At 34.3% G+C, this 26,921-nt stretch carries 20 protein-coding genes; 12 read left to right on the top strand and 8 right to left on the bottom strand.

What is annotated here, in order from left to right; translation table 11 throughout:
• Positions 1-131 precede the first annotated feature (131 nt).
• A complete protein-coding gene (locus GWR14_RS08825; RefSeq protein ID WP_163408669.1) occupies positions 132-2,273 on the bottom strand; it encodes a LamG-like jellyroll fold domain-containing protein in 2,142 nt (713 codons plus the stop codon).
• A 220-nt stretch (positions 2,274-2,493) separates the two neighbouring features.
• Between GWR14_RS08825 and GWR14_RS08830 the strand changes: the two genes are divergently transcribed.
• The 4 genes from GWR14_RS08830 to GWR14_RS08845 all read left to right on the top strand — a co-directional run bounded on the left by GWR14_RS08830 (position 2,494) and on the right by GWR14_RS08845 (position 6,978).
• The gene (locus GWR14_RS08830; protein WP_163408670.1) at positions 2,494-4,497 is read left to right on the top strand and encodes a tetratricopeptide repeat-containing sensor histidine kinase; all 2,004 of its coding nucleotides are present in this window, start codon (positions 2,494-2,496) and stop codon (positions 4,495-4,497) included.
• On the top strand, positions 4,494-5,114 hold the full coding sequence (locus tag GWR14_RS08835; RefSeq protein ID WP_163408671.1) for a response regulator: 621 nt from the start codon (positions 4,494-4,496) through the stop codon (positions 5,112-5,114). The genes GWR14_RS08830 and GWR14_RS08835 overlap by 4 nt, the downstream gene beginning before the upstream one ends.
• Before the next feature lie 272 nt (positions 5,115-5,386).
• Positions 5,387-6,103 carry a pirin family protein gene (locus GWR14_RS08840; protein ID WP_163408672.1) on the top strand — a complete coding sequence of 239 codons (717 nt, stop codon included), beginning with the start codon at positions 5,387-5,389 and terminating at the stop codon, positions 6,101-6,103.
• Between the two features lie 341 nt (positions 6,104-6,444).
• A complete protein-coding gene (locus tag GWR14_RS08845) occupies positions 6,445-6,978 on the top strand; it encodes a YceI family protein (RefSeq protein WP_163408673.1) in 534 nt (177 codons plus the stop codon).
• Positions 6,979-7,065: 87 nt separating this feature from the next.
• On the opposite strand, the gene fabD is transcribed toward GWR14_RS08845, so the two are convergent.
• Positions 7,066-7,941: an ACP S-malonyltransferase gene (fabD, locus tag GWR14_RS08850; protein ID WP_163408674.1), complete on the bottom strand. Its 876-nt coding sequence runs from the start codon at positions 7,939-7,941 to the stop codon at positions 7,066-7,068.
• A gap of 71 nt (positions 7,942-8,012) precedes the next feature.
• Entirely contained in the window at positions 8,013-8,375 is a 363-nt protein-coding gene (locus GWR14_RS08855) for a DUF983 domain-containing protein (protein ID WP_163408675.1), read from the bottom strand.
• A gap of 97 nt (positions 8,376-8,472) precedes the next feature.
• On the opposite strand from GWR14_RS08855, the gene GWR14_RS08860 reads away from it, so the two are divergent.
• Entirely contained in the window at positions 8,473-9,336 is an 864-nt protein-coding gene (locus GWR14_RS08860; protein WP_163408676.1) for an AraC family transcriptional regulator, read from the top strand.
• 137 nt (positions 9,337-9,473) lie between these two features.
• On the opposite strand, the gene GWR14_RS08865 is transcribed toward GWR14_RS08860, so the two are convergent.
• Together GWR14_RS08865 and GWR14_RS08870 are read right to left on the bottom strand one after the other, a co-directional pair.
• On the bottom strand, positions 9,474-10,907 hold the full coding sequence (locus GWR14_RS08865; protein ID WP_163408677.1) for a rubredoxin: 1,434 nt from the start codon (positions 10,905-10,907) through the stop codon (positions 9,474-9,476).
• Positions 10,908-11,003: 96 nt separating this feature from the next.
• On the bottom strand, positions 11,004-14,522 hold the full coding sequence (locus GWR14_RS08870; RefSeq protein WP_163408678.1) for a nitrate reductase: 3,519 nt from the start codon (positions 14,520-14,522) through the stop codon (positions 11,004-11,006).
• Positions 14,523-14,807: 285 nt separating this feature from the next.
• Here GWR14_RS08870 and GWR14_RS08875 point away from each other — a divergent pair, with 285 nt between their 5' ends.
• From GWR14_RS08875 to GWR14_RS08900, 6 genes are all read left to right on the top strand, one after another.
• Positions 14,808-15,515 (top strand): Crp/Fnr family transcriptional regulator, encoded by a 708-nt coding sequence (locus GWR14_RS08875; RefSeq protein WP_163408679.1) that lies wholly within the window; start codon positions 14,808-14,810, stop codon positions 15,513-15,515.
• A 381-nt stretch (positions 15,516-15,896) separates the two neighbouring features.
• Positions 15,897-17,348 (top strand): alginate export family protein, encoded by a 1,452-nt coding sequence (locus GWR14_RS08880; protein WP_163408680.1) that lies wholly within the window; start codon positions 15,897-15,899, stop codon positions 17,346-17,348.
• 27 nt (positions 17,349-17,375) lie between these two features.
• Positions 17,376-18,590 (top strand): CmpA/NrtA family ABC transporter substrate-binding protein, encoded by a 1,215-nt coding sequence (locus GWR14_RS08885; RefSeq protein ID WP_163408681.1) that lies wholly within the window; start codon positions 17,376-17,378, stop codon positions 18,588-18,590.
• A gap of 220 nt (positions 18,591-18,810) precedes the next feature.
• On the top strand, positions 18,811-19,698 hold the full coding sequence (gene ntrB / locus GWR14_RS08890; RefSeq protein ID WP_163408682.1) for a nitrate ABC transporter permease: 888 nt from the start codon (positions 18,811-18,813) through the stop codon (positions 19,696-19,698).
• Positions 19,699-19,793: 95 nt separating this feature from the next.
• Positions 19,794-20,600 (top strand): ABC transporter ATP-binding protein, encoded by an 807-nt coding sequence (locus tag GWR14_RS08895; protein WP_163408683.1) that lies wholly within the window; start codon positions 19,794-19,796, stop codon positions 20,598-20,600.
• Between the two features lie 83 nt (positions 20,601-20,683).
• Entirely contained in the window at positions 20,684-21,235 is a 552-nt protein-coding gene (locus GWR14_RS08900) for a chlorite dismutase family protein (RefSeq protein WP_163408684.1), read from the top strand.
• A 265-nt stretch (positions 21,236-21,500) separates the two neighbouring features.
• On the opposite strand, the gene GWR14_RS08905 is transcribed toward GWR14_RS08900, so the two are convergent.
• Positions 21,501-22,253: a PAS domain-containing protein gene (locus tag GWR14_RS08905; protein ID WP_246236308.1), complete on the bottom strand. Its 753-nt coding sequence runs from the start codon at positions 22,251-22,253 to the stop codon at positions 21,501-21,503.
• 381 nt (positions 22,254-22,634) lie between these two features.
• On the opposite strand from GWR14_RS08905, the gene GWR14_RS08910 reads away from it, so the two are divergent.
• A complete protein-coding gene (locus GWR14_RS08910; protein WP_163408685.1) occupies positions 22,635-23,939 on the top strand; it encodes an ammonium transporter in 1,305 nt (434 codons plus the stop codon).
• 510 nt (positions 23,940-24,449) lie between these two features.
• Here the strand turns inward: GWR14_RS08910 and GWR14_RS08915 are convergent.
• Both GWR14_RS08915 and GWR14_RS08920 read right to left on the bottom strand, forming a co-directional pair.
• Positions 24,450-25,589 carry an OmpA family protein gene (locus GWR14_RS08915; protein ID WP_163408686.1) on the bottom strand — a complete coding sequence of 380 codons (1,140 nt, stop codon included), beginning with the start codon at positions 25,587-25,589 and terminating at the stop codon, positions 24,450-24,452.
• Positions 25,590-25,612: 23 nt separating this feature from the next.
• Positions 25,613-26,503 (bottom strand): hypothetical protein, encoded by an 891-nt coding sequence (locus tag GWR14_RS08920; protein WP_163408687.1) that lies wholly within the window; start codon positions 26,501-26,503, stop codon positions 25,613-25,615.
• Between the last annotated feature and the right edge of the window lie 418 nt (positions 26,504-26,921).

Consider the following 26,921-nt stretch of genomic DNA (forward strand, 5'->3'; position numbering starts at 1 on the left):
AATTGATTTCAGAGATTTTAAATTTCAATGTGGTCAAAAATAATTCATTCAACCGTTATTTATTGATTTTTATAAACAAAAAAGTGGCTGTCTCAAAATAGACAGCCACTTTTTTTTAAACACTTTTTATGTTATTTTTTTATCATTTTTATGGTTTCCACCTGATTGTTATCATGAGTTATTTTCAATAAATAAATTCCATTAGGGGAGCTATTTAAATTCAAATTGGTATTTCCTGTATTAATATTTTCCGATTTAATGATTTTTCCATTCAGATCATATACTATAATAGCGGCACGTGCATCAGTATTTAAAGAGAATATGCCATTTGACGGGTTAGGATAGACCACTGTTTTTGATGAAAATTCAAAATGATCGTTATTCAAATTAGTCGAACAGGTATTTCCTGTTGTCACAATACTGGTTGCAGTCCAGTTAGAGGTATTTCCTGTAAGTGTAAAACCATCTAATATTCCCGTGTTGGCATTGCTGCTGCCATCTGCGACTGTGGTTACTGTTGAATTATTTCTATTATCAAGACCTTGGTTAAATTGGTAATACGCCAATAAATTAGTTTGTCCTGGCCCTAGTTCACAATTCCTGTTATTTTGAATTTCAGTTTCAGTCAAAGCTTTGTTCCAAATACGAACTTCATCAATTTGTCCCTTAAAAATTTCTCCATAGCCATTATATCCTAATATCATTGGTGCCGCGCTTGTTGGCAAAGTATAATTGGATGGAGTTGGTGTGGTACCAACATTTACTCCATCAACATACAGTGTTACAGAGGTACCATCAAACACCATCGCTACATGTTGCCATGTGCCTGGTATAACTGTTCCTCCTGTAACTACGTAACTACCAAAACCAATGAAACAATTAAATTCACCATTAACGGTACGTAAATCGAATTGAGTTGAAGATCCGTTACCGTGATTGGAAACAATAGTTTCTACATTTGAATCTCTGGTTGTTTTGATCCATGCCTCAACGGTTAATTTATTTGTATCACTCAATGTTGTAGAAATAGCAGTGTCGCAGTTTACTTTGTCATCTATTCCATCAAAATCCAATGCCGATGCATTAAGGTTTACCTGAACAGCCAATCTTGAGCTTTCGCAACCTGAAACCGTCTGAGAAACATAATAAGTGCCGCCCGTTATTGGAGTTGAATTTGCCAAAGGTGTTCCTCCTGTAGGATCTGCATACCATTTTAAGTCGGTTCCTGTTGCTGTAAGATTGGCAACCGTAGCATCTTTACTAAAAGTTTGTGTACTAGTGGCTGTAGGTGCCGAAGTTGTGTTTATCGTCACAACAACCGCTCTTCTTGGACTTTCGCAGCTACCAATAGTTTGCGAAACATAATAAGTTGTTCCTGATGTCAATGCAGTTGTGGCAATCAATTCGTTTACTGATAGCAATGAAGAATACCATTTTATATTGATTCCTGTAGCCGTTAAATCAGCAACTGTAGCTGCCGTACAAAAAACTTGCGGACTTGTAACCGACAATTGTTCTGGACTCATTGTTCCTGTAACAACACCCCCTGGCGAAACCCAGTTAGAGTTAGACCCACTCAAGGCAAATCCGTTTAATGTACCGGTATTATTATTTCCACTAGCATCTGTCAGGGTAGTAATTGCGGTATTATCTGCAGTGTCAACACCTTGGTTACATTTGTAATAAGCTACCAATCCTACTTGGTCTGCAGAAAGTTCCCCATTCATATTGTTTTGGATTTCACATTCAGGCAATACTCTGTTCCAAATACGCACTTCATCTAATTTCCCCCCAAATAAATTTCCAGTATCAAATGCACCAAGACGCACAGCGTTTCCACCAACAAAAGGAGGCACATTAGTATTGGTTGCTACTAAAACACCATTTTTATACATTTTCATCGTGGTGGTTGCCGCATCATAAGTCAAAGCAACGTGATACCATGTATTGGCTGTAATTGGAGTTGGATCCTGTACTGCATTCCAGGTACCATTGTGCCCAGCTGATAATCTGTTTCCGTAATCCACAGAGGGGTACAGTGCATGTTGTCCATCCGATCCCCCAGAAATAAGATTGTTTTGAAGGCTTAAATTTGACAAATAAAACCACGCTTCTTTGGTATATGTTGCGGGCATAATATCCCCCAATTCTACATAATCATTGGCCCCATCAAAAGATAATGCACTTGCTGAAACCTGTCCTCTCGAAAAATTTGTAGCCAGCACAATGGCAAACAAAAATATTTGATTTCTTAATAGAGTAATTTTTCTCATAGTTTTTCTTTAAAATGTTAGATTACAAAATTGCGGTAAATACAAACGATTTTATACAAGGGGTAACCCCTGAATTTTAGGATAGCATATTACAATTAAGCAGAAATAAATACATTTGCTTCTTAATTAACTCTCTACATTATTTCAGCAAAAAACATCGTTTAGTTGAATGCTAAATACAATAAAGAGAAGGTTTTTATCTCCTAATATCATAAAAAACATGCCTACTAAAAAAAGAATAATCTTAAAAATATTTTCTATAAGCCTCCTGTTACTTGGCTCTTGTAACCAAAAGACAAAAACTATACTATACATAAAACCAACTGATGAAAAATTAAACACTATTTGTCGTTGGTTAAAAAATGAGGTGAATTTTGAAAAGCCAAATTATAAGACTGTTTTTTACAACTATTACAATAAAAACATTAAAGCTGAAAAATATGCTGAAGCGGCAAAAGCTATGGAAATTGTGAGTTTGCAGAATGCTTCTTTCTTTTATTTTGATACTAAGTTTTTTAACGCTGTCACTTCTTTCGAGAAAAATTATAAAGATAAAGTTTCCCTAAAAGAGTCAGCCTTCATTTACACCTATTTGGGTGATTTTTACAGTGATAAAGGCAATTTCAATAAGTCAATTGCTAACTACAAAAAAGTCCTTGAAATCCCTGTCAATGATTATGAAAGCTGTTTTAAAAAAGGAGATACATACCGAACATTAGCCTGGTGCTATTATTGTTTAGGAAATCAGCGATTGGCATTAGAAAATGATTATAAGGCATTAGAATATTTTAAAAGAACAAACCGATCTGACCTACCCGGATCTGTATATATAAACATATCAAGCATATACCAGGCTAACAGGGATTTTGACAATGCTATTGCAACAATTGACAGCGCTTTATATTATCTAAAAAAAGAGCCTAAAAAACAAATTACAAATATTTATATCGGCTTATATAACAAGATAAATATTTATGATCACGATGAGAAATTTGATAAAATGTATCCCCTTATTGATTCTGTTTATCATGCTTTCAACAAAAGTGGCATTCACGATACTTCTGTAAAACTTTCAATCTATAGTTATTACACTAAAAAGCTTTTAAATGAAAATAAGTTTGAAGAAGCACAAAAAATAATTACGGAGCTGGAACCTGAAGTTAAGAAGCTAAATTCTACTGTTTCTAACTTGGAGTTTATGATTATGAAAGCTACTTACGAAATCGCAAAAAATCAGGGCGTAAAAGATACTCATCTGATAGAAAGCACAATTCCGGTACTTATGGAAAACAAATATTTCATAAAAGTACGCGATTGCTATTCACTTTTGTTAAATGATGCCGAAATGAAAAAAGATTTTGAAAAAGCACTTTTCTATGAAAAAGAAAGAAGCAAAATAAAAGACAGTATTGGTAATCAGGAAATGACAGACAAAACACTGGTTTTGGAAAAAAAATATCAGACTGAAAAAAAAGAACAACAAATATTACTTCACAAAAAAACAATTTTAAACAAAAACACAACAATAGCATTGTTGGTATCCTTATTTATCGGCTTATTTCTGATTATTATTGTCTATATCATCCGACAAAAACAAAAAAAATTAAAAATCGAAAAAGAAAATACCCAATTATACACCAAACAACTCCTGGAAAAAACAGAAGAAGAGCGCAAGCGTATTGCAAGTGATTTACATGATAGCGTAAGCCACGAATTACTGAGTTTAAAAAACTCCTTTGAAGAAAAAACAGAAATTACCAATCAAAAAATTGACACCATTATAAATGATATTCGCAGTATCAGCAGAAATTTGCATCCTATAATGTTTGATAAAATAGGATTAAAAGAAAGCATCAATCAAATGGTAGAACGGGCACAATCTGTTAACAATTTTATGGTTACAGCCGAGATTAATTATTACACTGTTTTATCTTCTTCCGATGAATTACAAATTTACCGTATTGTACAGGAATCACTTTCCAATATCATAAAATATTCGGATGCAATTGCGGCTAAAATTTCTATAACTGAAAACGAAAACAATATTATCATTGAAATTAAAGACAATGGAAAAGGCTTTAATGTAGAAGAAACTTTAAACAGTAAATCTTCCTTTGGCCTGCATAATATTATTGAACGAAGCAGGGCAATTGGCGGACAAGCTAATATCATATCAAATACAAACGGCACAATAATTACCATTGAAATAAAGAAAGTACAATGAGAATATTAATTGCAGATGACCATCCATTTACTCTCTCGGGCACAAAAAGCTTTGTAGAATCTTATGGTTACAGAGTTGAAGATACCTGTTCAAATGGTATTACGGCACTAAATTTAATTAAATTACACTTACCAGATATTGCTATTCTTGACATTAACATGCCAGGGCTAGATGGTCTTGACGTGACCAAAGCAATACAGGAAAGCAAACTGAGAACCAAAATCATTTTGCTGACCATGCACAAAGAAATGACCATATATAAAAAAGCGAAAGAATACGGGGTTTATGGTTATATTCTAAAAGAGCATGCTCAAACCGAATTAGAAAAATGTATTCAGGAAGTAAAAAAAGGACATGAATATATCAGTATTTTTTTGAAAGATGATTTAATAAAAGATACTCCTAATGATACTAATGAACTGGCACATCTGACATTATCTGAAAGGAAAATTATTGAACTGATCACGCAGCAAAAAACTACAAAACAAATTGCCGAGTTGTTATTTTTATCTGAAAAAACAGTTGAAGGCCACCGAAGCAAAATAATCGATAAATTAGGTTTGCCTAAAGAAAAGAATGCATTACTGATTTGGGCCATGCAGAATAGTAAAAAATAGATTTATATTGTCATATTTCTGAAAATAAAACTTCTAATCCAGCCCTGATAGCAGTGACATCCTATTGTTGCGGTGTTCGCAACAATAGATACAGCGGATAGCAGGACTAAAGGTCTTATGAGAATTACTATTTCTGCTCCTAAAACTAATATCATTTAAACCTTAGAATCTTAGTCCTTCAGAAACTCAAAACCTTTCTTAATCTACATTAAGTGCTTTTCCTGTATGTTGATGGTATCTTTGTACTATAAAAATAACAAATACACAAAATCATGGAAAATATAGTATTGCACAAAGCAGAGTCAAGAGGAAATGCAAATCACGGATGGTTGAACGCTTATCACAGCTTTAGTTTTGCAAGCTGGTACAATCCGGACAGGATTCAGTTTGGGGCACTTCGTGTTTTGAACGATGATACAATCGCTGCAGGAATGGGATTTGGAACTCACCCTCACGATAACATGGAAATCATTACTATTCCGCTTGAAGGTGATTTGGCTCACAAAGACAGTATGGGAAATACCGAAGTGATCAAAAATGGTGACATTCAGGTAATGAGTGCCGGAACCGGAATTCAGCATAGCGAGTTTAATCCAAATGCAGATCAGCAAACTAAATTGTTGCAGATTTGGTTGTTTCCAAACAAAAGAAACGTTACGCCTCGTTACCAGCAAATTACTTTGGATGTTACCGACAGACACAATAAACTGTCTCAGGTTTTGTCTCCAAATGCAGATGACGAAGGAGTCTGGATTCATCAGGATGCCTGGTTCAACATGGGTAATTTCGATTCTGGAGTTACTGCTGAATATAAAATCAAAAAAGAAGGAAACGGAGTTTACGCTTTCGTTTTAAAAGGAAATGTAACCATCAACGGTCAGGAATTGAACACCCGTGATGCGGTTGGAATTTCAGGAACTGACACTTTAAATATTAAAGCCAACACAGATGCTGAGTTTTTATTAATGGATATTCCTATGAATTATTAATTTCAAAAAATTAAACACATAGATACATAGTTTATCTACTTTTGAAAAGGATATAAAAAGAGAAACACATTTCTCCACACATAGCTATATGTTTTTAGAATAAGTGAAACGCCTTTAAACATTGAAGAACTATAATTCTATGTGTTTAAATAATTGCACATTACAAAACGACAAACAGGCCTCAAACGACTTGTTTGTCGTTTTTGTTTTATAATTATCAAGTAATTGAATATTATGTAATTACGTTTTGGTTATTTCTTAATCTAGGTTAAGTGCTTCAGGACAACTGTCATCGTAACTTTGTCCTATCAAAATGAAACAATAATATAAAAAATAAAATTATGGCAACTACAAAATGGTCAATTGACCCAACTCACTCAGAAATTGGTTTTAAAGTAAAACACATGATGTTTACTAATGTTTCAGGAAAATTTGGAACTTATGATGCAACAATTACCACAGATGGTGATAACTTCGAAAATGCAGCAATTGAATTTTCCGGCGATATCGCTTCTATTGATACTGCAAATTCAGATCGTGACAATCACTTAAAAAGCGCCGATTTTTTTGATGCTGAAAATCATCCAAAATTAACTTTCAAAGCTTCTTCATTCAAAAAAATCAATGATGAAAAATATGAATTAACTGGAGATTTAAACATTCGAGGAGTTGCAAAAACAGTAAGCTTTCCGGTAGAATACAGTGGCGTACTTACTGATCCATGGGGAAATACAAAAGTAGGTTTGAGTATTGAAGGAAAAATAAACCGTAAAGACTGGGGCTTAAACTGGAATTCTGCTCTTGAAACCGGTGGTGTTTTGGTTGGTGAAGAAGTGAAATTAAACATCGAATTGCAATTTGCTAAACAGGCTTAATTTCAAAATTTTTATAAAAAAATAAACCCTTCTTAAATTTAGTATTTAGGAAGGGTTATTTATTTTAAAACATAATTTTATCTAAAATCAAGCATTTGCCGTAGCAGCTTCTTTATCAATTTTATTAATCAAACCTGCCAATACTTTTCCAGGTCCAACTTCTGTAAATAATGTAGCACCATCAGCGATCATTTGCTGTACAGACTGTGTCCATTTTACAGGAGCTGTCAACTGAATGATTAAGTTCTTTTTAATTTCAGCTGCATCAGAAACCGCATTTGCCGTTACGTTTTGGTACACAGGACAAATTGGAGTAGAGAATGAAGTAGCTTCAATAGCTGCTGCCAATTCTTCTCTTGCAGGTTCCATCATTGGTGAGTGAAAAGCACCTCCAACAGGCAAAATCAAAGCACGTTTTGCTCCTGCAGCTTTCATCGCTTCACACGCTTTTTCAACTGCTGAAGTTTCTCCTGAAATCACCAATTGTCCAGGACAGTTATAATTTGCTGCAACCACAACTCCGTCGATAGAAGCACAAACTTCCTCTACAATATTATCGGCAAGTCCTAAAACTGCAGCCATCGTAGAAGGAGTAATTTCACAGGCTTTTTGCATCGCCAAAGCACGCTGCGAAACTAATTTTAATCCGTCTTCAAATGATAAAGTTCCATTGGCAACCAATGCCGAAAATTCTCCTAAAGAATGTCCTGCTACCATTTCTGGTTTAAAATCTTCGCCCAAAGTTTTTGCAAGAATAACTGAATGTAAAAAAACAGCAGGCTGTGTTACTTTTGTTTCTTTTAGTTCTTCGGCAGTGCCTTCGAACATGATATCTGTAATTCTGAAACCTAAAATTTCATTCGCCTTTTCAAATAATTCTTTTGCCAGTGGCGATGTTTCATATAAGCCTTTGCCCATTCCTGTAAACTGTGCGCCCTGACCCGGAAATACGTATGCTTTCATTTGTCTAATTTATTTTTTTGTTTTTTTGAAATTGAAATTAGTTTCAATTGAAAGGCAAAAATAGCATTTTTTTAGCTCGTATAATCCTTAAAAATGTAAATCCATGCTAATCTTGAGAATCGAAGATTAAAAGAAGTAAGCAGGATAATGACAACAGCAATAATCGGAATGATTCTTAAATCAAAAGTATTTTCAAAGAAAAACTGAGCGATACAATATGTTGCAATTCCCTGAGCTACTGTCAGTCCATAATTTACATACATCGCACCAAAGAAAAAACCGGGTTCTTTTTGAAATTTGTAATTGCAGTGACTACAGGTTTCATTCATTTTTGGAAAGCCAAAATTCAGGAAAATATTCTTGTCTTTAAAAACTTTCCCTTTATGACAATTTGGACATTCGTTTTTTAAAATATGGATTAATGAATTTGACATGACTTTGTTATTTTTATTTTAAACAAAGATAAATCAGATTCTTTCAAAACCTTTTTTATATCTTCGCTACTTATAGCACAATAAAGACATTTTCGCTATGAAAAAATATCCAATATATAGTGTAGAAAATTTTAGTTGTAATGATATTCATCGTGAATTTTATGTAAATACATTTAAGGAGCATTTAAAAAACCACAGTTTTGTTGAAGAACCGCATCGACATGATTCATATCTAATGGTCTTTTTTACGAATGGTTCCGGAATACATGAAGTAGATTTTGATCGTTTTGAAATTAAAAAAGGAAGTTTATTCGTTCTTCAGCCCGGACAGATGCATCATTGGAGTTTATCTGAAGATATTGAAGGCTTTGTGATTATATTTTCGCAGGAACTTTATAATTTATATTTCGGACAGAAAAACATCAATGATTACAACTTTTATCATTCGATTCACAATCGTCCGGAAATGCTTTTTGAAGCAGCTGAAATACATAAGATTTTAACTTATTTTAATCTTTTAATTGAAGAAAACAGCCAGCAGAATAACCAGCAATTGGATAAAATGCTCAATTTACTGGATTGTATTCATATCGAAATTTCACGAAAATACAGTGAAACCTATTCACACAAAACACATTCGTATAATATTAAAATAAGCGCCTTCGAAAAGCTTTTGGAAGAGCATTTTAAAAAAGAAAAATTACCGTCTTTTTATGCTGACAAACTAAATATCACCCTAAAACACCTCAACCGGATTTGTAATGAAATTTTACAAAAAACAGCTACTGAAGTTATTATGAATCGGGTAATCCTTGAAATCAAACGAATGCTGACGAATAAGCAACTGGCTGTAAACGAAGTCGCATTGGCTATTGGTTATGATGATTACTCTTATTTTTCAAGGGTTTTCAAAAAACAGACCGGGGTTTCTCCGACAGCTTTTCGGGAATTGAAAAATTAAAAAAAATTAAACCATATAAGTTATATAAGTTCATTTAAAAGTTTGACTTATTCTCTGTTTTCACAAAACATTAATGTGATAGAAAAGTAAAAACTTATATTGTCTTATATAACTTATATGGTTTGAAAATACAACAGTTACGTTGTAACTGTTTCTAAAATTTTAAAATTGCTTTTAGGTGCTTCGCACAAGGAACAACAATAGGTTTCTGCTAAATCAGTGAATAAAATACCTTTTGGAATGTTCTGGCTCTCGTCTCCATATTCCGGATTATATAACGAAAGGCATTCCTGACATTGGTAAATATCCAATTTCGGCTTTTCTTTTTTCTGATTGTTTTCGACTGTTTCAGGAACTAAGTTTCCTAATTCCTCAAAGTATTTTCGGCTTAGTTCAATTAAAATGGTTGGCAGTTCCAGCTTGTCAATATCTTGTGAATGCACAATATATTCTCTTGTATTTGGATCAAAATTCTTCGCAAATAAAACATTGTAAGTATCACGTATTTTAATCGATTCCAAATCTTTAGGCAACTCATTTTTTTCGATTACAATCGAAGTAAAATAATGACCGTCACGATTGTATTCAGAGATTCCGAAATTCAATCCGTAGGTACTGATGTCAAACTGATCCAGTGTTCGTACCAAAAAGGTTTTAAGATTCAGCGCCCATTCCATTGCTACAGGCAAATGCCAGTTCAATTCTAAAAGAGAATGACGCACATTTATTCCTTTTTTTCCTAAAAACTTCTCCCATTCCAGTTTTCTGTCTTTAGGAATCCCTTTTACAATAAAGGATTTCCAAGGTGTGATACATATTTTACCGATTTTACAATCGAAACACAAATCACACATTTCTTTCAGGAACTCTAAATCATAAAGATTATTTCTCCAGTACAGTCCAAGCCAGTACTGATCGATTCCCATTCGATTCATTCCTTCGTAATACGGGAAAGGATAAAACGGAACATTCAAAGGTTTATCAATCGTTCTGTTGTTTGTATCCAAAGCTTCGGTAACCAGACTAAAAATCAGATCGATTCCGCAAGATTCTTCGGTAGTAACAATGCGTTCTATTTCGTAATAAAATGTTGCAATATCCCAGCTGTAAATTAATACGGGATAGACTTCCATACGCTGCCACTTCGGCAAACGTATATATAAATACCAGTAATCCTCATGCTCAGAAGCTATAAAATTAAGGTGTCCGGTAAATAAAGGAACCAGCTGCTGCTTAGGATCATTGATATTCACCTTAAGCTTAGGCTGGTCTTTAAATTGTTCTAATATATATAAAAACTTGTTTCCGGTAAGCCAGTTCGTATTTCTAAAAATATCTGTAGAAACATAAGAAGAAACAATATTGTTACCACTCTTTTCGTCTGGAAAAACAAAATGATGCTTCCCCATTTTTTCTTTCTCCAAAGCTTTAAAACCTTTTGGAAAAATAATATCCTGTCTTGAACCAAATGAAATCGAATCCAAACCCTGATCCATTGCCATATTGACAACTTCTCTAAGTTCTCCCGGCGAAATAACGCCTCCCTTTACTATTAATCTCGTTAATTCCATATTGTTATAGTTTTTTTAGTGTCAGGTTTCAGGTTTCAGGTTATCCTCTATATGGCCAACTTGAAACCTGAAACAAATAAAACCTGAAACAAAATTTTAAACTTTACATTTTGCTAAAATCTCTTTAACCTCTGTTTTACAGCTTCCGCAGCCTAATCCTGCTCCGGTATTTTTACATAAATCAGTAAAATTATTTACGCCGCTTTTAATGGTTTCTTCAATATTTCCTGCCCCAACCTGACTGCAGGAACACACTAATTTCCCGAGAACAGGTTTGGCGTTTGAACTTCCTCTAAGCAATAAATTTCGTTTTTCAGACAATTCGATTTTGCTTTCAATCATAGTTTTGAATTCAGCAAACTCGTTTTTGTCACCCATCAAAATTGCACCGACCAATAAGTCGTTTTTAACAATACATTTTTTGTAATAACGCTGCTTCAGATCAGAGAAAACAATTTCCTCATATGAATCATCGTTTTCCGGAATTTCTACTTCTCCAATACTGCACAAATTGATATCCTCCAGTTTCAGGATATTCATTAAAATTGAGCCTTTGTAATAACTGCTGATATCTCCCGCCAGAAAGTTAGCCAGAATATCAGCCTGTTCTTCCGCAGCAGATGTAATTCCGAATAGTCTGTTATTAAATTCAGCTATTTCTCCAATAGCATAAATATCAGGATTTGAAGATTGTAAATACTGGTTGACTTTTACTCCGCGTCCGCAGGCAAGTCCTGTTTCACGGGCAATTTCAATATTTGGAATAGTTCCAATCGTGTATACAATAGCATTTGCTGTAAGGATTCGACCACTTTTCAAAGCGATTTCAAGTTCGTTTTCGTTGTCGGTTTCAAAAACGGTACTCACTTCATTGTCAAAATAAATCTGAATATCGCGAAGCTGTACTTCTTCGGCTAATAATTTACTGGAAATTCGATCCAGCTGGCGTTCCATCAATCGGGAAGCCCTTTGTATGATAGTTGTTTTTACTTTTTTGTGTTTCAGTGCCGCTGCCAGTTCCAGTCCCAACAAACCTCCCCCTACAATTACAACGTGCTGTTCTTCAGCAGGTAAATTAGTATTATCAAGATGTCTTTTTAAACGATCGGCATCTTCTTTTCGTCTCACGGTAAAACGTCCCGGTAAATGTAATTGTGCATTTTCCGGCACAAAAGGGCGGCTTCCGGTAGCCAGAATTAATGAATCATAAGAATGTCTGTCGCCATTACTGTCGATTATATTTTTTTCGGCAGCATTAATTTTACCAACAGCCACACCGGCATTCATGGTAATTTTTAATTTATTTAATGCCTCTCCGTCTTTTACTTTTAACAATTGCTCCCAGCTGAATTCTCCTGTCATATATTCCGGAAGCAATACACGATTGTAAAACGGATTTATTTCATTAGAGAAAACTACAATTTCATCGGTAGAATTGAATTCACGGTAATTCTGAATGAAACGGAAAGCTGCCGCACCCGCACCAACAATTGCAATTTTCTGAAAAGGTTTTACATATTTGGTAATCGCAACGGTGGTAAATTTAAAATCCGGCTCTTTTGAAATCGGATCAATTAATGTGTTGGTCAGGTTATTGGTTCTGTTCAAATCATTTTCAAGCTGTTTCCCCCAGTGCATAGGCAGAAAAACTACTTTTTCTTTGATTGCATCGGTAACTTTTACTTTTACACGAACCTCTCCGTTTTTACTGGTTACAGTTACGATGTCGCCATCTTTGATATCATTTTTAAAAGCATCAATTGGATTTATTTCGAGCACCGGACTTGGCGTATGTGTCATCAAACGAGATACTTTTCCGGTTTTTGTCATCGTATGCCATTGGTCACGAACCCTTCCTGTTGTAAGTATAAACGGAAATTGAGGCGTTGGCTGTTCAGACGTATTTTCAATAGATGTTGGTAAATTAAAAATCGCTTTTTGAGATGGTGTATAGAATTTTTTATCCGTAAAAAGACGAGGTGTTCCCGGATGTCCGTAATCCGGAACCGGCCATTGAAAAGTCCCTTCGGATTTTAATCGGTTATAATTTAAGAATGAAATATCAATATTGGTATTTTTAGTCAGCGCACAATGTTCTTTATAGATTTCTTCGGCATTATTGAAATTGAAACCGTTAAAATTCATTTTTTTAGCAAAACGAATTAAAATTTCAATATCCGGAAGTGCTTCTCCCGGCGGATTAACTCCTTTTGGCAAATAAGAAATACGGCGTTCAGAATTGGTCATCGTACCTTCTTTTTCCAGCCATCCTGCTGCAGGCAATAATAAATCGGCATATTTAGCCGTATCCGCATTATGCGAAATATCCTGAACCACAACAAATTTGGCATTTTGCAATGCTTTTTCGACACGACGGGAATCAGGCAAACTTACTAACGGATTGGTGCAGATAATCCAAACTGCTTTCATTTTGCCTGATTCCAGCGCTTCGAACATTTCAGTTGCGGTTAAACCCGGTTTTTCTGATATCGAATCAACTCCCCAAAAATCGGCCACTTCTTTTCTGTGTTCCGGATTTGCCAGATCTTTATGGGCAGCCAGCAAACTAGCCATTCCGCCTACTTCCCTTCCTCCCATTGCATTAGGCTGACCTGTAAGAGAAAAAGGCCCTGAGCCAGGTTTTCCCACCTGACCTGTCAAAAGTGATAAATTTAATAACGCTGTATTTTTATCTACCCCCACTGCACTCTGATTCAGACCCATCGCCCAAAGCGAAATAAATCCTTTTGCTTTTCCAATGGTATCGGCAGCCAGTTTAATGTCATTCACTGAAATTCCACATAACTTAGAGGCTTTTTCCAGTGATGTGCTTAAAACTAAATCTTTGTATTGTTTAAAATTTTCGGCATTATTTTTTACAAAATCATGATCTACGTATCCTTTTTCGATAATTCGTTTGGCTATTGCATGATATAAAATAATATCTGAACCCGGAATAATCTGCAAATGCAAATCGGCAAAAGCAGCAGTATCAGTCCTTCTTGGATCAACAACAATAACTTTTACTTTCGGATTATTCTCTTTGTGTTTTTCAAGCCTTCTGAATAAAATTGGGTGACACCAAGCGGGATTTGCACCAGTGATTAAAAAAGTATCAGCCAGTTCGATATCATCATAAGCAATTGGGACAGAATCTTCTCCAAATGTTTTTTTGTAACCCACCACAGCAGAACTCATACAAAGTCTGGAGTTAGTATCGATATTATTCGTTTTTAAAAACCCTTTTACTAATTTATTTACCAGATAATACTCTTCTGTCAAACACTGTCCGGAAATATAAAACCCAACACTTTCCGGTCCGTGTTTTTTTATGATAGAAGAAAAAACAGCAGCAGCACGATCAATTGCAGTATCCCAGCTTACACGCTCCAAAGGATAGGATTTGCTTCCCCTCATTTCCGGATACAAAATCCTGTCTGAAGTGTCATTTACAACATAATGCAAATTTCTTCCTTTAGAACACAACATCCCTTTGTTTACAGGATGGTCTTTGTCTCCTTCAACCATTACACCATTTTTCGGATCGTTTGTAACGACAATTCCGCAGCCAACGCCACAATAGGAACAAGTAGTTTTGATTTTTGTGTTTTGCATCCTGGTTATTTTTACATCCAACAATTGCTATCTTTTAACAAAGTTTGAGATAAAGCACTTATTTAATCACATACAAAAATAAGTATTTTTACGTATAAATACTTATTTTATCAATTTATTTTTCTATTTTTGATTCAAAATAAATAAGGAACAGAATCATACAGCGAAACAGTAACTAGTGAATAGTTATTAGTAATTAGTCTGAAGGTACAGATTTAGTAAGTTAAGCTAATCACTCTTCACTAATCACTATAGACTGAATAGTAAACAATAAAAAGCTATCCCATGAAAGAAGAATTGGCCATTTGTGATACCTGCGCAAACGAAAACTGTTTCATAAAAAAACATCTGCATCTGGAGCAAATGAAACAATACGTTTCAAAAAAACACAGCTTTGTCTGCAAAAAGTCGCAACCGTTTATTATTGAAGGAGCTCCTCTTCAGGGACTTTATTTTATTTGCAAAGGAAAAGCAAAAACAGTAAAAACAGGTATTAATGGGCGCGAACAAATTGTTCGTCTAACAACAAACGGTGACACAATTGGATTTCGCGGATTTGGTACCAGCAAACGTTATCTAATTGGTGCTTATGCACTTGAAGACACTATTTTATGCAATTTCAGTAATGAAACAATGATGGACATTCTTAAAAATGTTCCGGAATTTACGTATGCCCTAATGTTATTTTATGCTGACGAATTAAATAAAAGCGAAAACAACATTCGAAAAATTGCCCACATGAATGTACGTGAACGAGTAATCGATTTACTGCTGTACATTCACAAAAAATTCGGTCAGAATAATAATGGCCTGATAGAAATTGAATTATCCCGAAAAGAAATCGCCGACTTTGCCGGAACTACCGAAGAACAGGCTATTCGCATACTTTCAAGTCTTAAAAAAGAAGATCTTATCAAAACCGTTGGCAAAAGAATTGGTTTATTATCTCCTTCTAAACTGCAGTCTGAGATAATGGAACACAAATATTTCTGAGATTTTCAACACTTTTCAAAATACTTCTTTCTTAGTAATAATACCTATTTTAAAGTATTTTTAACAAAATACCCTGAAGTGTTTCTACGTATATTTTTATGATATTTAGCTCTATATCCTGAAAAAACATCAAAAAAAGACTTCATTATAATTTTTTTCTACTCTTTTCCTTTTAAAAACGATTATAAACTTTAAAAATAAGTAATCGTCAACTCCTTATTTTACAATAGTTTTTTAAACATTTATGCGTTAACGCAGTAAATAAATTGACTTTGAAACGTTTTTTTTGGATGAAAAAAGAGGTTTTTATATGGCAAAAACATAATACTTAAGTATTAATACGTATGTAAGTTTGCTTCATACTAATCAAAACAAATTATTATGTTTCAATTAACCAACACTAAACCAACAACGAAGATTTCAAAAAAAGAGCGTTTTTTTAATACAAAACTTTCAAAATCAATTTTATTAGGATTTGCGATTACATGCTTTTCTCAATATGAAGCAAAAGCCCAATTTACACTTACAGGTCAGGTGAGACCTCGTGTAGAAGTGCGTGCGGGACAAGGAACTTTACAACAAGAGGGCGACAAAGCAGCTATTTTTACAAGCCAGAGAACAAGATTATCAGCAGGATATTCAGGATACCGTTTCAAACTTTTCACCACATTGCAGGATGTTCGTGTTTGGGGACAGGATGCTTCAACAATCAACAGAACAACAACTGAGGCTAACAACGGTATCTTACTGCACGAAGCGTGGGCAGAAATTTCTTTAGTAGATACACTAAGTACGATTCAGAATTTATCTGTAAAAGCAGGGCGTCAGGAAATTGCTTATGATGATCAGAAAGTTTTAGGAAGTTTAGATTGGTTACAACAAGGGAGACGTCACGATGCGATTATCCTTAAATATGCCAACAAAGGCTGGATTGCAGATATCGGAGCAGCTTTTAACCAAAATAAAGAACTGAATACGGGAACCATTTACAACGGAACTAACCCGGCGTATGGAGCAGGAACAAACGGAATCGGAACTATGTACAAGTCGTTTCAGTATGCATATATTGGTAAAAAATTCTTCTTCGGAGATTTATCTTTTCTCTTTTTTAAAGATGACTTTAACAAATACACAAACGTAACATCAGGAACACCTCCGGTAACCACAAAAGTAAACGGAGAAGGCGTTTGGAGCAGAAACACTACCGGAATTTACTATAACGTAAATGCAACCCGAAAATTAAATTTCATGGGAAGCTACTATTATCAAGGCGGTCACGATAAAGACGGAAGATCTTTAAATGCTAACTTATTCTCTATTACCTCAACGTATCAAATTGGAAGAAAATTATTTGTAGGTCCCGGAGTTGATTACTTATCTGGTGATGACGGAACAAAAACGGTAACTGCAGACTCTAAAAACAACCGTTTTGACCCATTATACGGAACACCACACAAATTCTGGGGAAGCATGGATTATTTTTATGCAGCCAACGGATTTGGAAAACAAGGTCTATTGAATTATTTCTTTAAAATTAAATACAACGCCAAAGACAATCTGACTTTCGCTTTAGATGTACACGGTTTCGAATCGGCTAATACATTATCTAACGGAGCAGGCGGAAAATTAAACTCTTACTTAGGAACTGAACTTGATTTTCAGGTAAAATACAACCTGACCAAAATCATCAATCTTGAAGCAGGTTACTCATTCATGCAGGCTACAAATTCAATGGCTTCTGCAGCAGTTAAAAATGTTGCCAACGCAGATTTAACGCCACAATTTGCTTACATCATGCTAAACATCAAACCTAATTTCCTTGCAAAAAAATAATTAGAATAACTTTTAAATCTATTCAAAATGAAAAAAGTAAACACATATACCAAAGCCATACTGACTCTGTTAGTAGTTCTTGTAGCTTCTTTTACAGAAATAAAAGCACAGAATGAACCGGTAAAATTAGGATTTATTCCGCTAACGGACTGTTCACCAATTGTAATGGCAAAAGAATTGGGATTATTCAAAAAATACGGCGTTGAAGTCGTAGTGACCAAAGAGTCTTCATGGGCCAATGTTCGTGATAAAATTTTAACCGGAGAATTAGACGGAGCGCACTGTCTGTATTCAATGCCGTTTTCGGTTTACACAGGGGTAGGAGGAAAAGCAGGTTCTGAAATGAAAATCGCCATGATGCTTAATGTTAATGGCCAGGCAATTACTCTTTCTAAAGATTTTTGCGGAAAAGTAGGTTTCAAACAAATGAATAAAGTGGCACCGGTTGTAGCTGCTAAATTAAAAGCCGAAAAAGAAGTAACATTTGCCATGACTTTCCCGGGAGGAACACATGACTTATGGTTACGCAACTGGATGGCAATCGCAGGTGTGAATCAGAAGACTTCAAAAATCATTACAATACCGCCTCCACAGATGGTAGCAAATATGAAAGTAGGTAACATGGACGGTTACTGCGTTGGAGAGCCTTGGGGCGGAGTTGCGGTAAAACAGGGAATTGGTTTTACACAGATAGCCTCTCAGGACATTTGGAAAGACCATCCTGAAAAAGCTTTGGTTGTCAACAAAGAATTCAGCGAAAAACGCAGAAACGATCTTGTAAAAGTAATGAAAGCTGTTTTGGAAGCCTGCAAATGGCTAGACTCTCCGGCCAATCGTAAAAAAGCAGCAGCAATCATTGGAAAAGCTCCTTATGTAAATGCTCCTGCCGATGTAATTGAAGCTCGTCTAATGGGTGATTACAGCCTGGGCTGCAACCTTGGTACAGAAGTATATGATAATGATTATATGCTGTTCCATAAAGGCGGTACTGTAAACTACCCTCGTAAATCACATGCTATTTGGGCAATGGCGCAGTTTGTAAGATTCGGATACTTAAAAGATGCTCCAAATTATAAAGCAATAGCAGACAAACTAATCTTACAGGATTTATACGAAGAAGTAGCCAAAAGTATGAAAGTAAAAGTTCCAAATGATGATATGAAACCTTTTTCTTTAACCATGGACAAAACGGTTTTTGATCCTTCAAATCCGGCTGCCTACTTAAAAGTAGTTAAAAAATAAAACTGTTAACATATAGAACATAGGTCTTAACCCTAAAAAAGAACTCCAAAAGAAATAAAATTTCTCACACATAGCTAAATTACTGCCACAGATTTTAAGGATTAAAAAGATTATTTCTTTAAACCTACTTAAAGCACTTTTAGTCTGTTAAAATCTTTTAATCTGTGGCAAAATCAACTTTCTTATTCAAAAAATAATTTCAACTTTAAATCACAACGCCATGTCAGATAAAGATACATTAACACTAAGTGATATTAGCGGTCAGCCCGAAGTTCTATCTTCGAATATTACCCCTGATGCAGTAAAAAATGTCAAGTTCAAATTGCTGATAAGTCAATTTGCAGAAAAATTAAAATCGACAACATTAGCAGGAGTCGGAGTCCTGTTTTTTATAGGCTTCTGGACTTTGCTAAGCATTTATACCAAAGACGCTCTGCCGGGACCTTTGGCTACTTTTACCGTTTTGAAGGAAATGCTAAGCGATCCGTTTTATGATTATGGTCCTAATGACAAAGGAATCGGATTGCAGTTATTCAATTCAATAAAAACCGTTTTATCCGGATTTTTATTAGGCTCTTTAATAGCAATTCCTATTGGGATTTTAATGGGAGCAAGCGCCATTTGCAAACAAATTTTCTATCCGATTGTACAGCTTTTAAAACCGGTTTCGCCTTTAGCATGGTTCCCAATTGGACTTGTGGTTTTTAAAGATACGGGAATGGCAACCATTTTCATCGTTTTCATCACCTCATTGTGGTCAACTTTAATCAATACTTCTTTCGGAATAGCTTCAATCCCACAAGATCATAAGAATGTGGCAAAAGCTTTCGGGTTCTCAAAAATGCGTTATTTAACCAAAATTTTGATTCCGTATAGTTTGCCTCACATCATTACCGGATTACGTTTAAGTATCAGTGTTGCATGGCTTGTAATTGTTGCCGGAGAAATGCTTTCGGGCGGTGCAGGAATTGGATTTTTTGTATGGGACAGCTGGAATGCCCTGAGTTTAGAAAAAGTAATTTCGGCCATTATCATCATCGGAATTGTCGGATTACTATTTGATAAATTATTCACTTTTATTGAAAACAAAGTGGCTTATAAAGCCTAACAAAAAGGTTCTGAGGTTCTAAGTGGCTAAGATACTAAGTTTTTTCACTGGAACCTGAAACCTGAAACTTTTTAAAAACTTAAAACTAAAACATCATGAGTTATTTAGAAATAAAAAATTTAGAAATATCATTCCCAACCCCAAAAGGAAAATATATAGCTGTTCAAGACATTAATTTATCCATTCAAAAAGGAGAAATCATCTCTATCATTGGGCATTCAGGCTGTGGAAAATCAACTATTATGAATGCTATTGGCGGAATGCTTACTCCAACCGGAGGTTCTGTTGAATTAGCTAACCAAAAAATAAAAGGCCCTGGACCGGATCGTGGAATTGTTTTTCAAAACTACTCGCTTCTACCTTGGCTGACTGTGGAAGAAAACATTTTTCAGGCTGTTGATTCGGTAATGAATGTTTCTAAAAAAGAAAAACACGAAATCGTGATTCAGAACCTGAAAATGGTGAATTTATATCAGCACAAAGACAAATTACCGGGACAACTTTCGGGAGGAATGAAACAGCGTGTTGCTATTGCGAGAGCCTTTGCAATTAATCCTGGTGTATTGCTTCTGGACGAACCGTTTGGTGCTTTGGATGCCCTTACGAAAGGTTCAATGCAACTGGAAGTTTTAAAATTATGGAACCTGAACAACCGTGAAAAAACGATTGTGATGATTACGCATGATATCGAAGAAGCTTTGTTTTTATCAGACCGAATTGTGGTGCTGAATGACGGTCCGGCTTCTACAATCCGTGAAATTGTTGAAGTACATCTGCCAAGGCCAAGAAACAAAATTGAAATTGTAAAAATGCCTGAATATATTGCCCTAAGAGATAGATTATTGCATCTATTGACCGATAAATTCTCTATTGAAGATATGGGAATGACCTATAAAAATTAGTTTTATAATCAGCAATCCTGTACTGCAATAGTATTATTGAAATTCAACAAGAAAGCATCTTTTAGTAATTAAATCCGGAAACTATGACAAATACAATTTTTGATTTCATCGGAGATAATTCTGGCGAATGGGAAGTCACTTCAATGTCAACGCTCAAAGGCAACCCTATCGAAATGGTTTCTCATTTAACCAAAGTCCCTCAAAGCGATTTAATTCAATCTGAAACCGGAATTTGGTCTTTTAAAGGAATTATCAGCAATTTGCGTTATACCGAAAAAGAGGAAAAAGACAAATTAACTGCTATTCAGGAAGACCTTGGGAGAAAAAGTTCTACCCTTGGGGCCTTTATTCCGATTCGAAAATCTGAAACCTGGTGGAGTCTGGCGCAAGATGAACGCAGAAAGATAATGGAGAGCAAATCGGAGCATACCCAAACCGGAATGAAATACCTGCCTGCTATTGCCCGAAAATTATTTCATTCGAGAGATATTGGTGAAGCATTTGATTTTTTAACCTGGTTTGAATATGCCCCGACAGATGCTGAAGCTTTTGATGAGCTTTTACACACTTTAAGAAAAACAGAAGAATGGAGTTATGTCAATCGGGAAATTAACATTCGATTAAAGAAAGTTTAGTTAGAGACACGCACCCAATGTCATTAAGTTAAGTATTAAAAGATAAAATGATTTCTGTTTTTTGATTTTTGATATAAAAAAACTTATAAAATCAGCAATCTAATATTTGGCTGCATCAAATTTTATATTCATTCTTTTGATTCTAAAAAAAAAGAACAATAACCTTATGATCAGAGGGTATTAATAAAATACTGAGGCAATAAAAAACCTCAATCTCTTTATAAATTACTTAAAGAAATTGAGGTTTTTCGTTATTTATTGATATTTATTTTTCTTCTTCATTGGCGAAGAAACCTGTAAAAAATCCTTTTTTCTTAATCTTAATGATATCGGAACCTTCTGTATCTGAATTTTCAGAGACAGTCTTTTCAATAACTTTTGAAGTCATTGCAGCTTCTACATTATTTTCTACTACTTCGTTTTCATCTGAATTATTGGATTCCAAAATACTGGTGATATATTCCACAAACGTTTGATTACGTTCTTCCAGAAAACCAATCAGATAATTTTCGCTTGCTACTACACCGCTGGCCTGTTCAATATGCAGTAGTTTTTTATATAATGTGATCACTTTTTTCAAAGCTTTGCTTTCTTCTGATAAAGAATTCTGTCTACTGGTATACGTGTACTCTCCGTTTTTATCTGTAGCCGTGTTGATTTCATTAATTACCCAATAATATCGGCCAGTTTTTGCCATATTCTTAACCAATGTGATAAAATGTTTTCCTTCAGAAATAATTTCCCACATGATTTTGAATATTACTCTGGGCATGTCCGGATGTCTGGTGATGTTGCAGCTTTTGGTGATTAATTCAAAATCATCATAACCGCAAACATCAATGAATGCTTCATTAGCATACATTATAGTTCCTTTAGAATCGGTTTTACAAAGCAAAGTCTTTGTTTTATCCCAAATCACTTCCCTGTCTGAAGGTGTTGGTCTTTGTGTCAATTCAAATACTTTGTCATCTGAACTACTCATTGGGCTTATATTATATTTAGATTCTTCCGCTCCCATTTTCTTATTTTTTAAATCAATAGAATATATCATTTTGGCTCAAGAACAAAATTAACATAATTTTCATAACCAAGTATTATTGGCGAATATTTTTTAATTAATTAGTTAAAATTAACAAAACTGTAATATAATTATCAGTTAAACATGTTTTTTAATAAATATTTTTAATTTCATGCATTTATATGTATCCCATAATCTGACTGCTTTTTTATAGACCCAAATTATAGAATTATTAAAATGAGTCTGTCTAAAAAAAATAATTCGTTTTTTTAAGACAACTAATCCTGTTAAAAAAAGCTTCTTTTTACTCTTGACAATCTGTCTTTTTTTAACAAATAATTATTAAATCAATATTTTTGAATGAACTCAAAACAATACAACATGAAAAGATTTTTTTTAACACTGGTTTTATTATTGGTAATGATTGTGCCTATTTTTTCTAATTTAATTTTTGTCGATCAGGTCATTCCTGTGAGCACACCCAAGTTTGATTCCGGGGACACAGCCTGGATGATTGTTGCGAGTGTCTTAGTATTATTGATGACTCCGGGACTTGCTTTTTTTTACGGTGGTTTAGTAGGTAAAAACAGTGTAATTACTACTATGCTGCAAAGCTTTTTGGCCATGGTTGTAATTGCTGTCTTATGGTTAATCGTTGGTTATAGTTTAAGTTTCGGCCCTTCTATTAGAGGAATCATTGGAGACCCGAGTACCCATTTCTTTTTTCAGGGCGTTGGCATACAATCCAGCTGGATTTTATCACCCACTACACCATTGATTATTTTTGCAGTTTATCAAATGATGTTTGCCATTATTACGCCTGCCTTAATTTCAGGTTCATTTGCAGAACGTATCAACTTACTGCCTTATATATTATTTATCGCCTTATTTTCATTATTTGTGTATGCTCCAATTGCACACATGACCTGGCATCCTGATGGATTCTTTTTTAAACTGGGAGTTTTGGATTTTGCCGGAGGTACAGTTGTACACATGAGTGCTGGCTGGGCTGCATTAGCAGGAGCCATCTATTTAGGAGAACGAAAACTGCATGTCTCCAAAGCGGAACAGGTTCCGTATGTACTTTTAGGAACAGGAATTTTATGGATTGGATGGCTGGGTTTCAATGGAGGATCAGCCTTAGCGGCAAATGGTCTGGCGGCACAAGCCATAGCCAATTCGGTAGTTGCTGCTGCAGCGGGCGGATTTGCCTGGATGTTTCTGGATAAAATCAGAGGTTATCAAATTACTGCTGTCGAAACCTGTCTGGGGATCCTGGTTGGTTTAGTTGCCATTACACCTGCTTCCGGTTATGTAAGTATTGAACACGCCGTTTCGATAGGTTGTATTGCCAGCATTATCAGTTATATTATTGTGAGTGAATTCAAAATCATCAACGATGCACTGGATGTATTTGGCTGTCATGCCTTAGGTGGAATTTCAGGTATGTTATTAACCGGAGTTTTTGCCAATAAAGCAATTAATCCAGCTATTACTGAGCCTGGTTTGTTATTTGGTGGTTCAACATTAATCGTAAACCAGATTATCGCCATAGTAATTGTTTCAGTGTTTTCTTTTGCGGTTTCTTATTTACTATTTATTATAGTCAATGCCATTTCACCTATTAAAGTAAGTGAACAACAGGAAATTGATGGATTGGATGGTAACCAGTTCATTAATAAATAAAAGTCTTTTTTTGCATCAAGCATTTTTCTTGAAAGCCATTATTTGTCATTCTAACCAATGATAAATAGTGGCTTTTTGTTTGGTAGATGGTTGACAGATTTAAAGAAGGGTTTACAATGAAATAGATAGAGCTAAAAAACGCAGGGTAAAACTTTAATTTAGTTGAAGTATTCCGTGGTAATCTGAAGCAAAATTATAATAAGTTGAAATGAAGTAGCTGTTGTGGGTTATAATAATGTCGCTAAAATCCAACTAACAACGATAGCTATATTCAAAGCCTTATAATCAAATATCCAAGGCAGAAAAAATCACAGGAAATTTTATTGGATTATTATAAAATAAAGGCCGAAGCTTTCACTTCGGCCTTTATTTATTGGTCTCAGATTAGGGTTTTAGCAATACGAAAAAATATAATCTTTGACTTTTGAATATTATTAAATAAGTTTTCAGAATGGAGAAACTGAAGATCTCACGTCAAAACAAACTTCTTCATTTTCAGTGCAGAGTGGTTTATTTAATTATTTTAACAGCAATTCTTCTGTTTTCTTTTCTATTTGCTTCATTATCATTTTTGAACAAAGGAAATTCCTGCCCATAGCCTTTTGTAGTAATTCTGTCTTCTGTAATTTTTAATTTTATCAACGCATCTTTTATTGAATTTGCTCTTTTCAGACTCAAAGTTTCGTTACTTTTAGGATTACCTAAATTATCGGTGTAACCTGCAATTTCTATTTTGGTTTTTGGGAAAGAAGATAAAATCAGGGCAATGTTGGTTATTTGTTCTTCAGAATCAATAAAATAAGAAGGAGCTCTGTCTTTGAAATGGATTCTGTCTAAAACAATCCAGTATCCTGAACCATTGAGGCTGTTGGAATTATCGAGAATAAAATCCAGAATAGCTTTCTCGCTGCCTTTTTCCGGTATGGTAATAATATCGTCACTTGGCAGCATATAATCGATGTAGTCGCCGAGTTTGTTAATGTCTTTAAATTCAATGTTCTGAGGCTGTTTTTCTGCATCGATGGTGGTTTCTGTTGCAGTTGTTACTTGTTTGGAACCTGCCATAAAAAACAATGATAAAACCACCAGAAATATTGCCGCTATGGCAAACATCATTTTTTTAGATAAACCCGGTTTAGTTTTTTCTTCTATTACTTTTTCCTGAATATTTTGTTCGGGCTCTTTCTCTGCTACTTCGTCTTCAAAATGGGATTTGATTTGGGCTCTATCTATTTTTTGTTCAGCAAAATAACAAATTACTGCTATAATCGACATTTTAAAAATTCTTTCAGCAGAATCTAATTTAATGAAAGTTTTTTGAGCAATAGACTCCGTGATATTAGTCCAATCAAGCGAAAAATTCAATTCAAAATTTTCACTAAGCTCATCCAATGAAGTATCATTGGTTAAAACAGCAGGGATATTTTGGATTATATTTTCATAGGTATTTCTTATTTTATGAGCGTCTTTATAAAACAAGTCTATTTTGAAGCTATCAGTAGTATCAATTATTTTTTTTACAATTATTTCTAAAGACAAATCAATAGCTTTGGACACACTATTTTCAAATTCGTCCAAATATTTACTTGATTCATTGATATTATAATTACTGATAGACCTTTTTAGAATTTGAATTTGTTTTGAATTCATTGTGATGGAATGGGGTATTTGGATTAAATTAAAGTAAAACCTGATTTCAAGGCAATTTTGTCGTTTTTAAACAAATAGATGGTGTAATTTCCTTTTGATAAATCAGACAAAGGCAGACCTGATATTTCCTCTAAATTTTCTCCTGCATAACTATAGTCTTCATGGTAACTATAATCTAAAACAATGGAACCAAATTTATGCGAAAGTTTATACCCTATTACATCTCCTTCCGGACTAATAATCTGAACATAATACCTTCCTTTTGAGTCGCTTACACTTGAATTTCCACGGATCAAAAATTTGATTCTGCAAAAATTCACCATATCCGATTTATCCGTTGTAACCATTTTGGTCAACGTTTTATTTGCCGAATAAGTTTCTACTCTCAAATTGGCAAAAACTACGTTTTTACTTTTAGTAACATTAAGGTGTTCAGAAAGACTTGTACCACGATTGGATGACAAATTAACTTTAGTATTATCGTAACCATTACCGTTTCTTTCTTCTTTATCTTTTAAAACAGTCAATGTACTGTCCTGTTTGTTTTTCAAAGCTTCGTATTTCTCCACCAATTCCATCTTATCGCTTTTGAGGAGTGTAACCTGTTTTCTAAGTTTTACAACTTCTGTTTTGTATTTGTTCAGTTCTTCTACCGTGGCTTTTGATTCTTTTAATTCATCAATCAGATTCGTGATTTTTTGCTGTTCTACCAATAGTTCTTCTTTAATAGAGCTGTTTTCATTGATTACTGATGCAATTGAATCTCTTGATTTGGTAAGATTGTCAATTAATGCTGTTTTTTCAGTATTGAGTTTAGTATTACTTTCATATAGGTAATAGGAATAGCCTCCTACAAGTAATATTAAAAGTGATAGAATGAGTGGTTTTTTGTTAGTGCTTTTCTTCTCTGTCATAGTATTTTTTTTTTTCAAATTTATAAAATGAAAAATTTCACACCAAGCTATTTAGGGCTAAAAGTCTATTTTAAGACCATTATTATATTATCAACATAAAAGCATTTTTGATTTTATTAATTAGTTAATTTTTCATAATTGAAATGATAATTGTTAAAAAGTAATGATTTTATTAAATATTTTTCAATGCCAAAAATCATGGTTTTTCTCTCTGAAGTTGTGTTTTTTCCTCATTCACAAAACACAAAAGCGTCTATGATATCCAAATAAACTCCATCAAAACGTTATTATTTTTCTTCAGATAAGAATCACTCATTTTTAAAGCAGTTGAACAATAATCGTGACCAGTATTTATAATTCAAAATCCTTTAAAATAGGAAATGGTTGAGCTGGTTTTATTTGATCGCCATTATCATAA

The sequence above is a fragment of the Flavobacterium ajazii genome (assembly GCF_010614725.1).
GTDB lineage: Bacteria > Bacteroidota > Bacteroidia > Flavobacteriales > Flavobacteriaceae > Flavobacterium > Flavobacterium ajazii.

Coding starts and splice junctions, on each gene's coding strand:
- GWR14_RS08825 (WP_163408669.1), bottom strand. CDS start 2,273: ATGAGAAAAATTACTCTATTAAGAAATCAAATATTTTTGTTTGCCATT.
- GWR14_RS08830 (WP_163408670.1), top strand. CDS start 2,494: ATGCCTACTAAAAAAAGAATAATCTTAAAAATATTTTCTATAAGCCTC.
- GWR14_RS08835 (WP_163408671.1), top strand. CDS start 4,494: ATGAGAATATTAATTGCAGATGACCATCCATTTACTCTCTCGGGCACA.
- GWR14_RS08840 (WP_163408672.1), top strand. CDS start 5,387: ATGGAAAATATAGTATTGCACAAAGCAGAGTCAAGAGGAAATGCAAAT.
- GWR14_RS08845 (WP_163408673.1), top strand. CDS start 6,445: ATGGCAACTACAAAATGGTCAATTGACCCAACTCACTCAGAAATTGGT.
- fabD (WP_163408674.1), bottom strand. CDS start 7,941: ATGAAAGCATACGTATTTCCGGGTCAGGGCGCACAGTTTACAGGAATG.
- GWR14_RS08855 (WP_163408675.1), bottom strand. CDS start 8,375: ATGTCAAATTCATTAATCCATATTTTAAAAAACGAATGTCCAAATTGT.
- GWR14_RS08860 (WP_163408676.1), top strand. CDS start 8,473: ATGAAAAAATATCCAATATATAGTGTAGAAAATTTTAGTTGTAATGAT.
- GWR14_RS08865 (WP_163408677.1), bottom strand. CDS start 10,907: ATGGAATTAACGAGATTAATAGTAAAGGGAGGCGTTATTTCGCCGGGA.
- GWR14_RS08870 (WP_163408678.1), bottom strand. CDS start 14,522: ATGCAAAACACAAAAATCAAAACTACTTGTTCCTATTGTGGCGTTGGC.
- GWR14_RS08875 (WP_163408679.1), top strand. CDS start 14,808: ATGAAAGAAGAATTGGCCATTTGTGATACCTGCGCAAACGAAAACTGT.
- GWR14_RS08880 (WP_163408680.1), top strand. CDS start 15,897: ATGTTTCAATTAACCAACACTAAACCAACAACGAAGATTTCAAAAAAA.
- GWR14_RS08885 (WP_163408681.1), top strand. CDS start 17,376: ATGAAAAAAGTAAACACATATACCAAAGCCATACTGACTCTGTTAGTA.
- ntrB (WP_163408682.1), top strand. CDS start 18,811: ATGTCAGATAAAGATACATTAACACTAAGTGATATTAGCGGTCAGCCC.
- GWR14_RS08895 (WP_163408683.1), top strand. CDS start 19,794: ATGAGTTATTTAGAAATAAAAAATTTAGAAATATCATTCCCAACCCCA.
- GWR14_RS08900 (WP_163408684.1), top strand. CDS start 20,684: ATGACAAATACAATTTTTGATTTCATCGGAGATAATTCTGGCGAATGG.
- GWR14_RS08905 (WP_246236308.1), bottom strand. CDS start 22,253: ATGGGAGCGGAAGAATCTAAATATAATATAAGCCCAATGAGTAGTTCA.
- GWR14_RS08910 (WP_163408685.1), top strand. CDS start 22,635: ATGAAAAGATTTTTTTTAACACTGGTTTTATTATTGGTAATGATTGTG.
- GWR14_RS08915 (WP_163408686.1), bottom strand. CDS start 25,589: ATGAATTCAAAACAAATTCAAATTCTAAAAAGGTCTATCAGTAATTAT.
- GWR14_RS08920 (WP_163408687.1), bottom strand. CDS start 26,503: ATGACAGAGAAGAAAAGCACTAACAAAAAACCACTCATTCTATCACTT.